This is a genomic window from Lewinellaceae bacterium (genome assembly GCA_020636105.1).
GTDB lineage: Bacteria > Bacteroidota > Bacteroidia > Chitinophagales > Saprospiraceae > BCD1.
This window is the reverse complement of record JACJYL010000001.1, coordinates 2353932-2368026: the sequence shown is the minus strand read 5'-3', so window position 1 is coordinate 2368026 and position 14095 is coordinate 2353932. Positions and strand designations below refer to the sequence as shown.

General features: G+C 43.4%; 15 protein-coding genes. 14 read left to right on the top strand and 1 reads right to left on the bottom strand.

Going from position 1 to position 14095, the window contains the following annotated elements; translation table 11 throughout:
- Positions 1 to 3 precede the first annotated feature (3 nt).
- The 11 genes from H6571_08915 to H6571_08865 all read left to right on the top strand — a co-directional run bounded on the left by H6571_08915 (position 4) and on the right by H6571_08865 (position 11153).
- Complete coding sequence (locus H6571_08915; protein MCB9323841.1) at positions 4 to 282, top strand: hypothetical protein; 279 nt, start codon at positions 4 to 6, stop codon at positions 280 to 282.
- Positions 270 to 518, top strand: coding sequence for a mechanosensitive ion channel (locus H6571_08910; protein ID MCB9323840.1), 249 nt, complete (start codon positions 270 to 272; stop codon positions 516 to 518). The genes H6571_08915 and H6571_08910 overlap by 13 nt, the downstream gene beginning before the upstream one ends.
- Before the next feature lie 269 nt (positions 519 to 787).
- Positions 788 to 2524: an APC family permease gene (locus H6571_08905; GenBank protein MCB9323839.1), complete on the top strand. Its 1737-nt coding sequence runs from the start codon at positions 788 to 790 to the stop codon at positions 2522 to 2524.
- A 30-nt stretch (positions 2525 to 2554) separates the two neighbouring features.
- On the top strand, positions 2555 to 5119 hold the full coding sequence (locus H6571_08900) for a lysylphosphatidylglycerol synthetase family protein (protein ID MCB9323838.1): 2565 nt from the start codon (positions 2555 to 2557) through the stop codon (positions 5117 to 5119).
- A 227-nt stretch (positions 5120 to 5346) separates the two neighbouring features.
- The gene (locus H6571_08895; protein MCB9323837.1) at positions 5347 to 6027 is read left to right on the top strand and encodes an ABC transporter ATP-binding protein; all 681 of its coding nucleotides are present in this window, start codon (positions 5347 to 5349) and stop codon (positions 6025 to 6027) included.
- 21 nt (positions 6028 to 6048) lie between these two features.
- On the top strand, positions 6049 to 7044 hold the full coding sequence (locus H6571_08890) for a biotin/lipoyl-binding protein (GenBank protein MCB9323836.1): 996 nt from the start codon (positions 6049 to 6051) through the stop codon (positions 7042 to 7044).
- 5 nt (positions 7045 to 7049) lie between these two features.
- Positions 7050 to 8189, top strand: a complete 1140-nt coding sequence (locus H6571_08885; GenBank protein ID MCB9323835.1) for an ABC transporter permease — start codon at positions 7050 to 7052, stop codon at positions 8187 to 8189.
- 11 nt (positions 8190 to 8200) lie between these two features.
- Complete coding sequence (locus H6571_08880; GenBank protein MCB9323834.1) at positions 8201 to 9553, top strand: TolC family protein; 1353 nt, start codon at positions 8201 to 8203, stop codon at positions 9551 to 9553.
- 97 nt (positions 9554 to 9650) lie between these two features.
- Positions 9651 to 9998, top strand: a complete 348-nt coding sequence (locus H6571_08875; GenBank protein ID MCB9323833.1) for a hypothetical protein — start codon at positions 9651 to 9653, stop codon at positions 9996 to 9998.
- A 6-nt stretch (positions 9999 to 10004) separates the two neighbouring features.
- Complete coding sequence (locus H6571_08870) at positions 10005 to 10430, top strand: MgtC/SapB family protein (GenBank protein ID MCB9323832.1); 426 nt, start codon at positions 10005 to 10007, stop codon at positions 10428 to 10430.
- 24 nt (positions 10431 to 10454) lie between these two features.
- Entirely contained in the window at positions 10455 to 11153 is a 699-nt protein-coding gene (locus tag H6571_08865) for a DUF1003 domain-containing protein (GenBank protein MCB9323831.1), read from the top strand.
- Between the two features lie 22 nt (positions 11154 to 11175).
- Here H6571_08865 and H6571_08860 read toward each other — a convergent pair whose 3' ends face one another.
- The gene (locus H6571_08860; GenBank protein ID MCB9323830.1) at positions 11176 to 11583 is read right to left on the bottom strand and encodes a hypothetical protein; all 408 of its coding nucleotides are present in this window, start codon (positions 11581 to 11583) and stop codon (positions 11176 to 11178) included.
- A 236-nt stretch (positions 11584 to 11819) separates the two neighbouring features.
- Between H6571_08860 and H6571_08855 the strand changes: the two genes are divergently transcribed.
- The 3 genes from H6571_08855 (at position 11820) to H6571_08845 (ending at position 14009) form a co-directional block, all read left to right on the top strand.
- A complete protein-coding gene (locus H6571_08855) occupies positions 11820 to 12497 on the top strand; it encodes a hypothetical protein (GenBank protein MCB9323829.1) in 678 nt (225 codons plus the stop codon).
- Between the two features lie 133 nt (positions 12498 to 12630).
- Positions 12631 to 13506 carry a hypothetical protein gene (locus tag H6571_08850; GenBank protein ID MCB9323828.1) on the top strand — a complete coding sequence of 292 codons (876 nt, stop codon included), beginning with the start codon at positions 12631 to 12633 and terminating at the stop codon, positions 13504 to 13506.
- Positions 13503 to 14009 carry a flavodoxin family protein gene (locus tag H6571_08845; GenBank protein MCB9323827.1) on the top strand — a complete coding sequence of 169 codons (507 nt, stop codon included), beginning with the start codon at positions 13503 to 13505 and terminating at the stop codon, positions 14007 to 14009. Before H6571_08850 ends, H6571_08845 begins: the two co-directional genes overlap by 4 nt.
- Positions 14010 to 14095: the final 86 nt, after the last annotated feature.

Genomic DNA, 14095 nt, shown 5'->3' with positions numbered 1-14095 from the left:
AAATTGAAAGGGAAATCTTTGGGTATCTTAAATTTTTTATTCAATCGATCTGTCAATAGGAATATACATAAGGCAGGTATTGATCCCAGCAATTACCAGTTTATCAGGCATTTTATTATCGGCATTATTTACCTGGTGGGTATTGGCTGGGCGTTACTTACCTTGCTCAATATGAAAACTGTCGCCCATACCCTGCTGGCCGGTGCCGGGGTCATCACTTTAATTGCCGGTCTGGCGGCCCAACAGGCCCTGTACAATATTACCGGGGGGTGTTTTTGGTGATTTTCAAACCATTCAGGGGTCACGACCGGATAAAATTCAGGGATAATTTTGTTGGAATAGAGGAAGACATTACCTTGAGGCATACCATCATCAGAGATATGGAAAACAATCGTGTCGTGGTGCCGAATTCCGTGATCGGAAATGAAGTATTGATCAATTTGCATTTGGGCGACAGCCGGGTTTGTAAGGTCATCGATGTGAGCGTTAGGTACAGTCCCGACATCAACCTTGCTTAGCCCATCATGAGGGAGGAAGTGCCCAAGCATCCGCTTCATGTCAGTCACCCCGATTTGAAAGACCTTGAATCGGGTACATATGAGGTGGTTGTAAAAGTGGTCGGGCTAGGGAATATTTCCATGAAATGATTACAAATTCGCCGGATAATAATGATTACTCCGGTATTTTTACTCAGTTTTGTAAATGGTTTGATGAAAAGAGTCTTACCAAGTATCGTCACTTTTTATTTGGAGAAGTGAAATTGTTATCAAAATAAATCCAGACAAAATTGAAAGCCACAAAAAAACTGAACGAATTGGCCGCTACGGCCATTTGTGGAAACGACATCAGCTCTTCCTGCCTGTATGTCTCGGCACTTGCCATCATTTATGCCGGTCAATATGCCTGGCTGGCCCTGTTGATCGTAGCGGGGGTGTTGTTTTTATTCAGGAAAATTTATGGAGAGGTGGTAGGAGCGTTGCCGCTCAATGGGGGCGCTTACAACGCACTACTCAATACCACCAGCAAATCCACCGCCTCCCTCGCGGCAACGCTTACTTTGCTGTCCTACATGGCGACGGCAGTGATCTCTGCCAGTGAAGCCATGCATTATGTGCACAGCATCTGGCACAATATGCCCGTCATTTTTGCCACCGGGTTACTGCTTGCCTTTTTTCTGGGACTCACCATTCTCGGAATAGGGGAATCTTCCAAAGTAGCGATCGTCATATTCATCACTCATCTTGTTTCCCTTACCATGTTGGCTGGTTTTTGTGGTTTTTACATCATGAAAACAGGATTCGGGGTTTTATTGGAAAATTATGCAATGCCTCTTAATGGTGGAATCAAGCAAGCTATATTTTTTGGATTTGCGGCAGCCATGCTCGGAATTTCCGGATTTGAAAGTTCTGCCAATTTTGTGGAAGAACAGGCCAAGGGCGTTTTTCCGAAAACTTTGAGAAATATGTGGATTGTGGTCACCGTATTCAATCCGCTGATGGCTTTTTTGGCCCTGGCCATTATCGCCATTCCCGATGTAACGGCTAACCAGGAAGCCTTGCTTTCCTTCATGGGCCATAAAGTAGGAGGGAATTGGCTGTCTACCGCCATTTCCGTGGATGCCGCCCTGGTGCTGAGTGGAGCCGTTCTGACGTCTTATGTCGGCGTAAGCGGGTTATTGGAAAGGATGACCCTCGACCGGATTTTGCCCCAGTTTTTTCTCAAAAAAAATAACCGGGGAAGTGCGTATCGAATACTCTTTATGTTCTTCCTTTTGTGCATTTCCATTTTGCTGATCACAGAAGGGCAATTGGGGGCTTTGGCCGGTGTTTATACCATTTCGTTTCTTTTGGTCATGACTTTGTTTGGCGCAGGCAATATTTTATTGAAATTGAGGCGTTCCAAACTACCCCGCCCGGAGAATGCTTCCCCGTTAGCTATCTTTTTGGCTATAGGAGCCGTGGTGATCGCCATCATCGGTAATGCCATCATGAATCCTCACTACGTGGGCGTTTTTCTGGAATATTTCATTCCAGCCTTATTGCTGGTGACCATTATGCTCAATCGCACCAAATTATTGTGGGGTATATTGGAACTGATCAAATATTTGTTTGAACCCGTTCGGCGATCCGTGAAGTATACCAATAGGTATATTTTGAGGCTGATCGATGAGATCAATTCCCAGGAATTTATATTCTTTACCAACCATGACGATGTGGCCGTGCTCAACAGGGTGATGCTCTACATCAGCAAAAATGAACATACCCAAAAGCTGAGAATCGTTTCCGTATTGGGAGAAAACGATCGCATTCCTGAACGACTGATAAGCGATGTGGAAGTGCTTGACCGGGAATATCCTGATATTAAGATTGAATTTATTGAGATGAAGGGCACATTCACACCGGCACTGATTAAAGAGCTTTCACAAAAATGGAATATTCCTGTCAATTTTATGTTTATTGGTTCCCCCAGCGATCAATTCCCCTACCGGATAGAAGAATTGGGCGGGGTGAGGTTGATCATTTAAAAGCTCGAATTCCGGAAGAAATGGTATGATATGAAACAACAATATAAAATTATTCTTCAGGTAGGTCTTGGGTTGTTGTCGGTAGGGTTGGGTATCTATTTTATCAGGCACGAAAGGGCAGAACTTTCAAAGGTAAAAGAGGCACTCACTACGGCAGATCTTGTCTGGATCATTTGGGGATTGTTGTTGCTCATCGTTTTTATGATTGTTCAGGGGGTGATGTACCAAAAAAGTTTCGAGTCGATTCATGAAAAAATTGGGTTGGGAACCGGCATTTCATTGTATCTCAAGCGTAATTTAATCAGTGTTTTTCTTCCTGCAGGGGTGTTGACGAACGTGCTTTTTTTTAATGAAATGGTGGAACGAAAAGAAGGCGTCAGTAAAACCCAGATTTATTTTGCCTCCACCATCTTTTCTGTTTGCTCTATTCTGACAGGAATCATCGTCGGGCTGCCAGCCCTGGTATGGTTGTTATGGAAACAAAGCTTGTCGGAACAATTGGTTTTAGGAATTGTCATTACAACAATTCTGATAGTGTCTTTGGTTATTTCGGTCGTCCGGGTCACCCGGAGTGAAGAGGGGACGCACTTTTTGGGGAAAAGAATTCCTGTCGTTGCCCAGCTCATGAAGGACCTGAGAGAGCAATCCTTTGACCGGCAAAAATTCCTCCAGGTAGTAGGATTGTCATTGATCGTTGAAATTATTGGTATTGCTCACCTGTATATTGCTGTCAAAGCGCTTGGCGGCGGCCCAACCCTTGAAATGGCCATCATCGGATATGCCATCGTTCTGCTGTTGCTTATGAGTTCTCCTTTTTTAAGAGGGATCGGCGCGGTGGAGGCGGCATTGACGTATTCCCTTACTTTGTTTGGATTATCAACTGTATTGGCATTGTCCGTGGCTTTTTTATTTAGATTTTTTGAATTCTGGGGTGTATTGCTGATGGGCGTCGTAGCCCTGATTACTCAAAGAGATAATTTGCTGGTACGTGTTTTTCCGGCCTTTTTGTTGTTCCTGCTTGGAATCGTCAATATCATTTCGGGGCTTACCCCCGCCATGCCCGGAAGACTTGAAATGCTACTTGAAGTCATCCCCATGGAAGCGATCCACGCCTCTACCTGGCTGGTTATCCTCTCGGGCATCATTATGCTGGCCATCTCGATTTACCTTTTAAAAGGATTGCGCAATGCATGGGGGAGTGCCCTCGTTTTAAGCGGGCTTTCATTGGTCGCCCACCTGGTCAAGGGAATTGACTGGGAAGAAGCTTTGGTCGCACTCATCACTTTCGGCAGCCTTATTTACCAACGGCATCAATATTTCATTAAGCCCGACTTAAAATTAGCCCGGCGCAGCCTTTTCCCGGGAATGGTGGCGGTTGCGGGCGTGCTTTTGTTTGGTACCATTGGGTTTTATTGGCTGAATCCTGTCCATTTTAATGTAGATTTTAATTTATGGGAAAGTTTTAAAGAGGCGGCCACCACTTTTTTGTTGATCAACATTGACCTGGTTCCCGCTACGCCATTTGGTAAGGAGTTTCTTTTGGGGATGCATTTGCTGGGAGGTTTAACGCTTGCATATTTTGCGTATTTGTTTTTGCGTCCGCTCATTCAGCACACGGCCAGTACAGAAGAAGAAGATCGCGAAAAGGCAAAAACCCTGGTGGAAAGATACGGAAAAGGCAGTCTTGATTATTTCAAAACTTATCCCGACAAAAGATACTGGTTCAATGAAGACGGAACTGGATTCCTGGCTTTCAAAACTTCCCGAAATTATGCCATTGTATTGGAAAATCCCGTTTGTGATGGATTGGAATCCAGGGCAGGGATCATAAAAAAATTTGATGCCCAGTGCCGGAAAAGCGGGTTGCGCACCGCTTACTACCGTATCCCTGAGTCCGACAAAGACTTATACGAAAAACTTGGAAAAAAACTATTGCCCGTCGGCGAAGAAGCAGTTTTGAACCTGGAAACCTGGTCCACAGAAGGCAGGGATAAAAAAACAATCCGAAATGCGGTGAACAAAATTACCAAAGAGGGTTATTCCTTCAAGGTCAATGAACCTCCTCAAAAAGATGCTTTTTTGCAGCAGCTAAAAGCGGTGAGTGATGAATGGCTGAGGGATATGGAACGAAAAGAAATGGTTTTTTCACAGGGGGCGTTTAACGAAAAAGAATTAAAACAACAAACCATCCTCAGTCTTGAAAATCCAGAGGGCAAGGTCATTGGTTTTATTAATCTCATCCCGGACTATAATGCAAGGGAAGCCAATTTTGACCTCATGCGCAAAACCGGGGATGCGCCCAACGGAACAATGGATTTCCTCTTTGTAAATATGTTTGAATACCTGAAAAGTCTGGGGTTCAAAGGATGCAATTTAGGGATGGTTCCCATGTCGGGCATTGACGTTCCGGAAAACTTACAGGAGCGCGTTATGAAACTGGCCTATGAACGTATTCGTCAATTTGGACATTACAAAAGTCTGCGATCCTATAAAGATAAATTCGAACCCAACTGGCAAATGATGTACCTGGTGTATGATGCGCCTTTTGATTTGATTTATTTGCCCAATGCGCTGGAGCGGGTTATTGAACCCTAGTTGGTTATCGAAGGACTTTTTAAACCTCTGCTATCAATAAAAACATTTTTGGATATCCTTATCTTACACAAATCGCTTGTGGTGCTTGAAATTGTCAGCATCTCTAAAGATTATCCGATTTTTGATTTCTATATTAATTAATAAAAAGTGACCTTGAACGAATCCGGTGTCTATTTTGTTTGAAAGATAGAAAATAGTTGATTGGTCTCAAGCCATTAAGGATGACAATGAATAAAATTGCCCAGGTAAAGGGCGCAAATAAAATTTATAAGGTAGGGGATACTACCATCACCGCATTGGATAAAACTGATTTGGAGGTATTTGCCGGGGAAGTTCTGATGATTATTGGCCCTTCAGGTTCAGGAAAAACAACCTTGCTTTCCCTATTGGGGTGTGTTATTTACCCTACCGCAGGCCAGGTTGTGGTGAACGGGCAGGAAACAACCCAATTAAATGATAATCAACTCGCAGCTTTACGCCTGAACAATATTGGATTTGTTTTTCAGAGTTTCAACCTCATCGCTCCTTTGAGTGCAGAAAGCAATGTGGCTTTCCCTTTAACTTTGACCAAAAAAATGACACAAAAAGAGGCTATGGAAAAAGCACATAGCGCTTTGGACAAAGTAGGGATGTTGGATCGAAGAAAAAACCTGCCCCGACAATTATCCGGAGGGCAGCAGCAACGGGTTGCTATTGCAAGGGCTTTGGTGACCGACCCCATGATGCTATTGTGTGATGAGCCTACAGCAGCTTTGGATGCTGCGTCTGTCGGAAAAGTAATGGAAGAACTGAAATCTCTCGCAGAACAAGGGAAGGCCATTGTAATTGTAACCCATGATCGCCGCCTTGAACCGTATGCCCATCGTGTGGTACAGGTTGATAATGGAAGGGTTACTGAAATTCGCTAATCAAAAAATGTTCGAAAATAAATGAAAAGTCCAAATCCAAAAATAATTGTTTTCCTTGCTCTGGCAGGGGTATTGGCTGCATCCAGTTTTTTATTTACAGGATGTGGCGGATCTGGTAAGGACAAAAGCGTAACGGCAGACTCCGCCCAGAACATTGAAAATAAATCTTTGGAAGCGGTGCCTGATAAAGTGGTGGGCTTGGCAAAAATAGATCCGGAAGGAAAAACCATTGATTTGTATCCACAAGTCAGCGGAAGTATTGAGGCCGTTAAGACAAAGTTGAGTGATATTGTTCAAAAAGGCCAGGTACTTTTTGTGATCGACCATGCAACGGAAGAGGCCAATATTTCCAAAATACAGGCACAGATGCAGGTACAGCAGGCCGTCATAAAAAATGCAGCAGCAACACTGGCAAAAATGAAAGCCAATGCCGCTAATGCGGAAAAAAATTATGCCAGGGTTAAAAAGGTTTATGACCAGGGGGCTGATACAAAAGCGAATCTGGATGATCTTAAAAATGAATGGACCGTGGCGTTAACCGACGTAACGGCTTCGGAAGCCAATGTGGAAAATGCCAGGGCCAGTCTGACAGAATTAAAAACAGACCTGCTCCTGGCGCAAATAGCGTTGGAAAAACATTTTATCAAAGCACCGGCCAACGGCATTATTTTGGAAGTAAATACGGCCCTCGGTGCCGAAGCAGGGCCCGGGATATCTCTCGGATCTTTTGCCGCTGAATCGCCCATGGATGCAGTTACCGAGATTGACGAGTTGTTTGCAGATAAGGTAAAACTCGACCAATTTGCTTTTATTCGAAAACAAGGGGCATCGGATACTTTGGCGGAAGGTAGGGTGGTCGAGGTCGCTCCCTCCTTGCGGCAAAAATCTTTGTTCTCAGATGAAGTGGGTAAGCTGGAGGACAGGAGGGTCAGGGAAGTGAAGGTGCGTTTGACCAAGGGACAGGAGAAACTATTGTACGGACAAAGAGTTGAATGTGTCATTGATGTTAGAAAATAAGAATAATGTTTAAAACTCCTCCTAAGTTTAAAACGGCGCTCAGGTTTATTCTTTATGATAAATCCAAATCTATTGGTGCATTGTTTGGGGTAATAATCTCTACTTTTTTGATTGGTCAGCAAACCGGCGTTTTTAGTTTTTTGACCAATAGCATGAATGTTTTGGTCGGGTTAAACTCCCAGTATATTTGGGTCGTTGATAATCATACGGAAAATGCCAATGCGCTCGGCAGGCTGGATAACAGGATTGAATATGAACTTAAATCCCTTAAAGGGATAAAGAATGTCCATCCTTTATTCGTTGGAGGGGCTACCGTTCAATTCCCGCAAGGAGATAACACAGCAGTCACCCTTATTGGTGTTAGCAGTCCGGATTTTGTGGGGGGCCCCGCTCAATTTTATGAAGGTAAGGCCCGTAATCTTCTTCCGGATGGAGCCATTGCCGTAGATATTTTCGATACCCGTGTTTTCCCTAAAACAGATTTGGGGACCACCCTTGAAATCAATGGTAGGAAAGCATATATAGCCGCACGAACGAAAGGGGTTCGCGGATTTGGAGGAGTGTTGGTTTTTACCACTATTGAAAGAGCCAGACTTTGGTCTGCCGCCGGGGACAATACTGCCAGTGCTTTTTTAGTGGAAACATCCCCGGGCCAGGATCGCCAACAAATGATTGGGGTCATTAATAAGAATATTTATGGGGTTCGAGCATGGGAAGGCAAAGAACTTGGCAATAAAACCATTCAGTTTATCCTGAAAAATACCAGTATTGCAACCTCCATTGGTACGATGGTTGTATTTGCTTTTATCGCCGGATTCTTTATTGTGGGGCTGACGCTTTTCTCCGCAGCGGTAGACCGTGTTAAGGATTATGGCACCATGAAAGCTATTGGGGCAACCAATGGTTATATCCGCAGACTGATATATACCCAGGCCGCTATATTTGCCATTTTGGGGTTTAGTATCGGATTTTTGTTGATTAAAGGCTTTACAACCGCTATTGCCAAACAAGGGTTGCTCATTCATTTTTCCCCTTCTTTCCTGATCGTTTTCTTTATGCTGATTTGTTTTATTGCCCTGGGAGGAGCCACCTTCGCCTCTCGCCGAATTTCCAAATTTGAACCCGCCGAAGTATTTCGTTTTTAAAAATTATGGATATGAAATTGATCGTTCAAAATATTATGCTGGTTATTTTTTTTCTTTCCTCCCAAAATGTTTTGGGCCAATCCCTGGATACTATTTCTTTGACATTGGAACAGGCATGGAAAATGGCAGAACAAAATCACCCTGACTACCAGAGTCAGCTTATCAGCGGACAGATCACAGACAAGCAATTGGACGAAGCGCTTGGTAAACTGCTTCCTCAAATATCCGGAACCTTTGATGTGAGGTATAATATTAAAAGACCTACCACGATTTTGCCCGGAGAACTGGTGGGTAGGCCGGGAGAAGATATTCCTGTTCAATTTGGTAAATTCTGGAACAATACTGCCGGGATTGAAATCAGCCAGTTTGTTTTTGATGCCACCATTTTGGAAGATTTAAAAATACTCAGGCTCAACCGTCAACTTGATGACGTACAGGCGGAAGTGAGCTTGCAAAACCTTAAAATCGATGCTATCCGCAGCTACCTTCAGGTGTTGATCAATGAAGCCAGAAGCAAAGAGCTTAAGAATAATGCCCTTGCATTGAAAAACACCCTGGTGCTGACTCAAGCCAAAGTGGACGCTGAATTACTCAATGAAATTGAATTGGAAAGGGTGGAAAACAGCTATCAGAATGCGTTGTCTGATATAGCAAAATCAGAACAGGCTATCCTTTTAAGTCGCCAGTTATTAAACCTGGTTTTAGGGTTGCCTGTCGATCAGCCTGTTGTGCTGCTTGATGAGTTGCAAGTGCCTGATGATTTTGAAACAACTGTTGCCATGGAAACGATCCAACCGGTTAATTTAACCAATTTACCGGCCTTGCGACTCCAGATCCTTCAAGTAAGTGCTATAGAGGCAGAAATGAAAAAACAGCAAAAGGCTTTACTGCCCACCGCCTCCCTTTATGGTTATCTGGGCTCCAACGGGGTAGGCGATCAACCAAATTGGTTTAATAGCAGTAAAATCAGATGGTATGGCAGCAGTTACGTCGGACTGAAACTCAATTGGCAGTTCAATGCGTTTTTTGACAATCGGCAAATAATGCCTCAATTGACATTGAAAATGCAGCAGGCCAAGCTCCAGGTAAAAGGTACCCAAAATGACCTTATGGAAGCTATTGTAGAGGCGCAATCTAATTTGAAATCCGCATCTGAAGACATTAGGATACAGCAGCGGAATTACAAATTTGCAAAAAAAGAGCTGAACTACTTGACCATTCGCTTTCAGAACGACCTGTCCACGGCCAAAGATTTAATAGAAGCAGAAGAAACAATGAATGCAGCACAAGCGGGATATTGGGGGGCTTATTATAATTTTCAGGTGGCAGCATATGAGTTGCAAAAGGCGAAAGGAGAAATTTGATTTTCAAACAAAGAAAAAATAGTAGGGCCAAAAAAGTTAAGTAAAATCTGGTTTTGTTTTTTTAAGTCGTATTTTTCAAAATAAAAACCGAACCCATATGTTTGAACACAAGTCAAAACCTCTTCTTTCAAAAAAGCAGTTTCACAAAAGGGTTTTTAAATATGTTTTGTATTCTTCTTTCATTTTAGGAATGTCTTTGGGGATCGGTATGGTGGGATATTGGTATTATGCAGACCTGAATTGGATAGATGCCTTTTACAATGCCTCAATGATTTTAACGGGTATGGGGCCTGCCAATGAAATGCCCGACAATGCCGCCAAAATATTTTCAGGAACTTACGCCTTGTTTTCCGGTGTGGCTTTTCTGTCCACGGTAGCCGTGCTTTTTGCCCCCATCGCACATCGTTTTTTACACCTCATGCATATTGATGATCATGACAAATAAGAAATTATGGAATTAAAATTATTCGCACTCCGCCTCCTGGTGGCGCTGGCAGGGGGAGTAGCCATCGGCCTGGAACGGCAGTGGCATCATAAAAGCGCAGGGTTACGTACCAATACACTGGTTACGATCGGGGCAGCTATGTATGTCCTGATCTCGGTTCAAATGGCTTCGGAAGGCGGTGATCCTACCAGGGTGATCGGACAAGTTGTGGTTGGAATCGGCTTCCTTGGGGCAGGGGTGATTTTGCACCAGGGCCGGGATGTTCAGGGACTGACGACTGCAGCCACTATCTGGTGCAGTTCGGCCGTGGGCTCTTTGGCCGGAGCGGGTTTTCTAAGAGAATCCCTCATCAGTGCCGGGTTGATCATTGTCGTCAATGCCTTCCTGCTTCGGATAGACAACTGGCTCGAGAAAAGAAATAACCGACCCTAAAATAAAGCCTTTAAAAAGAACTCCATGAAAAAGTATTATAGCGCCATCTCAAAAAGTGAACTCCCCTCAAATAAAAAAGTCTCGGCCAAATTGATCCGGCATTCCATTTTTGACCTGATCCAAAAGGACTTTCCTGATTTTACGCTTGATGATTACATTTCTATCGCGGAACTGAACAATTATAGAGAAAAATATGTGTACAATTATGTTTCTCAGCAAAAAGAGGATCTTTCTGAATTGGAAAAACAGGTGTTAAATTCCATTGCCCAAAATTCTATTCTTTCTGATAATATTAGCGAAAACCAGGCAGAAAAAGCCACTTTCGGCCAAAGGCTTGCCGATAAGGTAGCTGTTTTTGGAGGCAGTTGGACGTTCATTATTTCTTTTAGTGTTTTCATTTTTATCTGGATAGCCATGAATATTTTCTTGCTGATGAATAAAGGTTTTGACCCTTACCCTTTTATTCTTTTAAATTTGATTTTGTCGTGTATTGCCTCCATGCAGGCCCCGGTAATCATGATGAGCCAAAACCGACAGGAAGGAAAAGACAGGGATAGGGCCATAAAAGATTATACCATAAATCTGAAATCTGAATTGGAAATCAGAACCTTGCATGAAAAAATGGATCATTTAATTCTTCATCAACAGCAAGAATTAATGGAAATGCAGAAAGTACAAATAGAAATGATGAATGACATACTCACCAAAATGGAAAATAAATAACCTGGGAATCAATTGATTCGGTTCATTTATCCAGTTCTCCGTAGTATTCCCGAACGAAGGCCACCAATTGTTTGTCGGTCATCTTTTCGGCCGCAACCACGTCAATAACCTTTCCTTTGGTCGCATAATCTTCTTCAAGCAGATGTTCCAGCTTATTTTTTACCTGGGCAGGGCCAAAGATCAAAATCCTTTCTGAGTCCTTGATGGTATTGATCACTGTTTTTAGATAATTCATCTCCTGCTGTTCCAGGCGATGTTGTTTCGTTTTTTCCAATGTCATGTACTGATTGCCAAAGCGACCGTACTCTTTTCCTTCTCCTTCATATCTGGGCCTGATTTCGATATCGGAAGAAATGGTTTCTAGGAGGGCGGTAGGTGAAATGATTCTTGCCTGTGATTTGTCGATCCAAACGCCAATTGATGATTTCATAAATGGTTGGATTAATGATTTTTAATATTTCTAAAAGTAAACATTTTTAGGTTCAAAAGCAATGACAAAATCCTGGGAGGATTGTTAAAAACGATACTGGTCTGTTAATGGAATGGTATGGAGATTGTCCCTTGAAGGACAATTGATGGAAATTCCATAAACCCTTTTCCCCGGGGAATGGTTCATAAGTTATCTTTCCATAAATAATAGCTCGTAAAATTATAAAACATAAAGCCATGAAGCAATTCCTTTTGTTTTCAATTATGCTTACCGCCCTTTTTTCCGGCTGTATTAAGGATGATTATGTTGACGATGAAGTGGATCCTGTTCTTCGGATTACCACCATTGCGGACACTATTGCCGTTGGCGACACTTTCCAGTTTAAGGCCATGTATTTGAATAATGTGGGGAAAGAAGAATCGGTTCCGGTGGTATGGAGCAGTTCGCACCCTGATATTATTTCAATCGATATGAATACCGGTTTGAGTGAGGCCCTCCAGGTGGGAACGTCCATAATTGCCGTTGAATACAATGATGGAAGCAAAGTGCTGCGGGATGAAATAGAAGTGCAGGCCGGCAGTTCAACGGTTGTCCAGCCGGGAGAGAAAAGCGGAACCGTCGCTTCAACAAGCTCCTATGCCCTGACAGGTGATTTCACCCTCAAAGCGGATGGGGATAATTTGATTTTGGAGTTCGCAAATAATTATAATGCCTCAACTGCTTTGCCCGGGTTATACGTGTATTTGTCCAACAACAATACCACCACGGCCAATGCCTTGGAAATTGCCAAAGTGGAAGTCTTTTCAGGGGCACATTCCTACATGATTCCCAATGTTGGCATCAATGATTACAGTTACGTACTTTATTTTTGTAAGCCTTTTAATGTGAAGGTTGGGGATGGGGAGATATTATAAGGGAAATGTAAAATTTAGAATGATAAATTAAAAATGTAAAAGTGTTGATTTTTAGTGATTTACATGATTAAAATTGTCAATTTATTTTTGAACTGTTCCTAAGCATTCAAAAAATTAATAAATTTTTAAACAGATGAACAAAACGATCACTACCGGGATAATGCTTTTTATTTTCCTGGGTACTTTAACGGCGGGCGGACCCTGGCCTCAAAAAAAAGGGCAAGGATATTTTAAATTATCAGAATGGTGGGTCGTTTTTGATCAGCATTATACCGACGAAGGATTGATCGACCCCAATCTTACTACAGGCATATTCAATACCGCCGTTTATGCCGAATATGGCCTCACTGACCGGCTGACCGGTATTGTAAATGCGCCCCTCTTTAGCAGGAATTATATGAACAACCTGATCTCCCGAACCACCGGGGAAGTATTGGTAAAGGGAGAAGCCATCAACGGTTTGGGAGACATTGATGTTGGGTTGAAATACGGTTTGACCAAACCGGGCGCCAGATTCCTGATCGCCGCCTCCGTATTTTTCGGAATACCCACCGGCATAACGGGAGGCGGGACCTTTGAAAATTTGCAGACAGGTGACGGGGAATTCAACCAGATGGTACAGATCGATGCCGGAACAAGTTTGAATTTCGGTAAAAAGGTGGCGGGATATACCAGCGCCTACGTGGGCTTTAACAACCGGACAAAAGAATATTCGGAAGAGTTCAGATTCGGGGTCGAACTTGGGGCAGGTTTTTTTAACCAAAAATTATGGGTCACCGGCCGTGTCGGCGGCATAGAGTCTTTCAAAAATGGAGCCACAGCAGCCAGCAATAACAGCACTACTATTTTTGCGAACAATACGGAATACATCAGTTTCTCACTGGAAACCAATTATTATATGACCAAGAGGGTAGGGGTGTCCGCCGCCTTCGCCGGAGCCTGGCGCGGAGAAATCATTGCCGCCAGACCCAGCTACTCCGTTGGCATATTTTATGATATGAGCAAATGAAAAAACTGATTGTCCAGGGCAGTTCGAGAAGTGACGGCAATACGCACCGGATCGTCAGTTTGTTCCGGGAAGAAACGGAAGCCGACCTGCTCGATCTAGGGGAAAAGAATATCCTCCCATTTGATTATGATTTCAACAATCAGGATGATGATTTCCTGCCCATCATCAGGGACATCGCCGACCATTACGATCTGATCATTTTCGCTACCCCCGTTTACTGGTATACCATGAGCGGCCTCATGAAAAATTTTTTCGACCGCCTTTCCGATTGTCTCAAAATTGAAAAACCAACTGGAAGGAAACTCCGTGGCAAATCCATGGCCCTTATCATCTGCGGCTCCGAAGAAGAGGAAGTGCCCGCCTTTGAAATGCCTTTCAAACTTAGCGCCGAATACCTCGGCATGAACTACCTCGGTTATGTCCACACCTGGATAGAGGAAGACATCGTCACCGAGGAGGTCAAACAGCGGGTGAAACAATTTGCGAGGGATATTACCACATAGTCTTAAAGTCCACCATAGCTTTTTTAGCTTAAACTATGGTACGATTTCGCTGCACTCCCATTGAACCCTCCCGACCTACGATTTCG

Excerpts from the sequence above, each read along its gene's own strand:
- H6571_08900 (MCB9323838.1), top strand. The coding sequence starts at position 2,555 with ATGAAACAACAATATAAAATTATTCTTCAGGTAGGTCTTGGGTTGTTG.
- H6571_08895 (MCB9323837.1), top strand. The coding sequence starts at position 5,347 with ATGAATAAAATTGCCCAGGTAAAGGGCGCAAATAAAATTTATAAGGTA.
- H6571_08890 (MCB9323836.1), top strand. The coding sequence starts at position 6,049 with ATGAAAAGTCCAAATCCAAAAATAATTGTTTTCCTTGCTCTGGCAGGG.
- H6571_08885 (MCB9323835.1), top strand. The coding sequence starts at position 7,050 with ATGTTTAAAACTCCTCCTAAGTTTAAAACGGCGCTCAGGTTTATTCTT.
- H6571_08880 (MCB9323834.1), top strand. The coding sequence starts at position 8,201 with ATGAAATTGATCGTTCAAAATATTATGCTGGTTATTTTTTTTCTTTCC.
- H6571_08875 (MCB9323833.1), top strand. The coding sequence starts at position 9,651 with ATGTTTGAACACAAGTCAAAACCTCTTCTTTCAAAAAAGCAGTTTCAC.
- H6571_08870 (MCB9323832.1), top strand. The coding sequence starts at position 10,005 with ATGGAATTAAAATTATTCGCACTCCGCCTCCTGGTGGCGCTGGCAGGG.
- H6571_08865 (MCB9323831.1), top strand. The coding sequence starts at position 10,455 with ATGAAAAAGTATTATAGCGCCATCTCAAAAAGTGAACTCCCCTCAAAT.
- H6571_08860 (MCB9323830.1), bottom strand. The coding sequence starts at position 11,583 with ATGAAATCATCAATTGGCGTTTGGATCGACAAATCACAGGCAAGAATC.
- H6571_08855 (MCB9323829.1), top strand. The coding sequence starts at position 11,820 with ATGAAGCAATTCCTTTTGTTTTCAATTATGCTTACCGCCCTTTTTTCC.
- H6571_08850 (MCB9323828.1), top strand. The coding sequence starts at position 12,631 with ATGAACAAAACGATCACTACCGGGATAATGCTTTTTATTTTCCTGGGT.
- H6571_08845 (MCB9323827.1), top strand. The coding sequence starts at position 13,503 with ATGAAAAAACTGATTGTCCAGGGCAGTTCGAGAAGTGACGGCAATACG.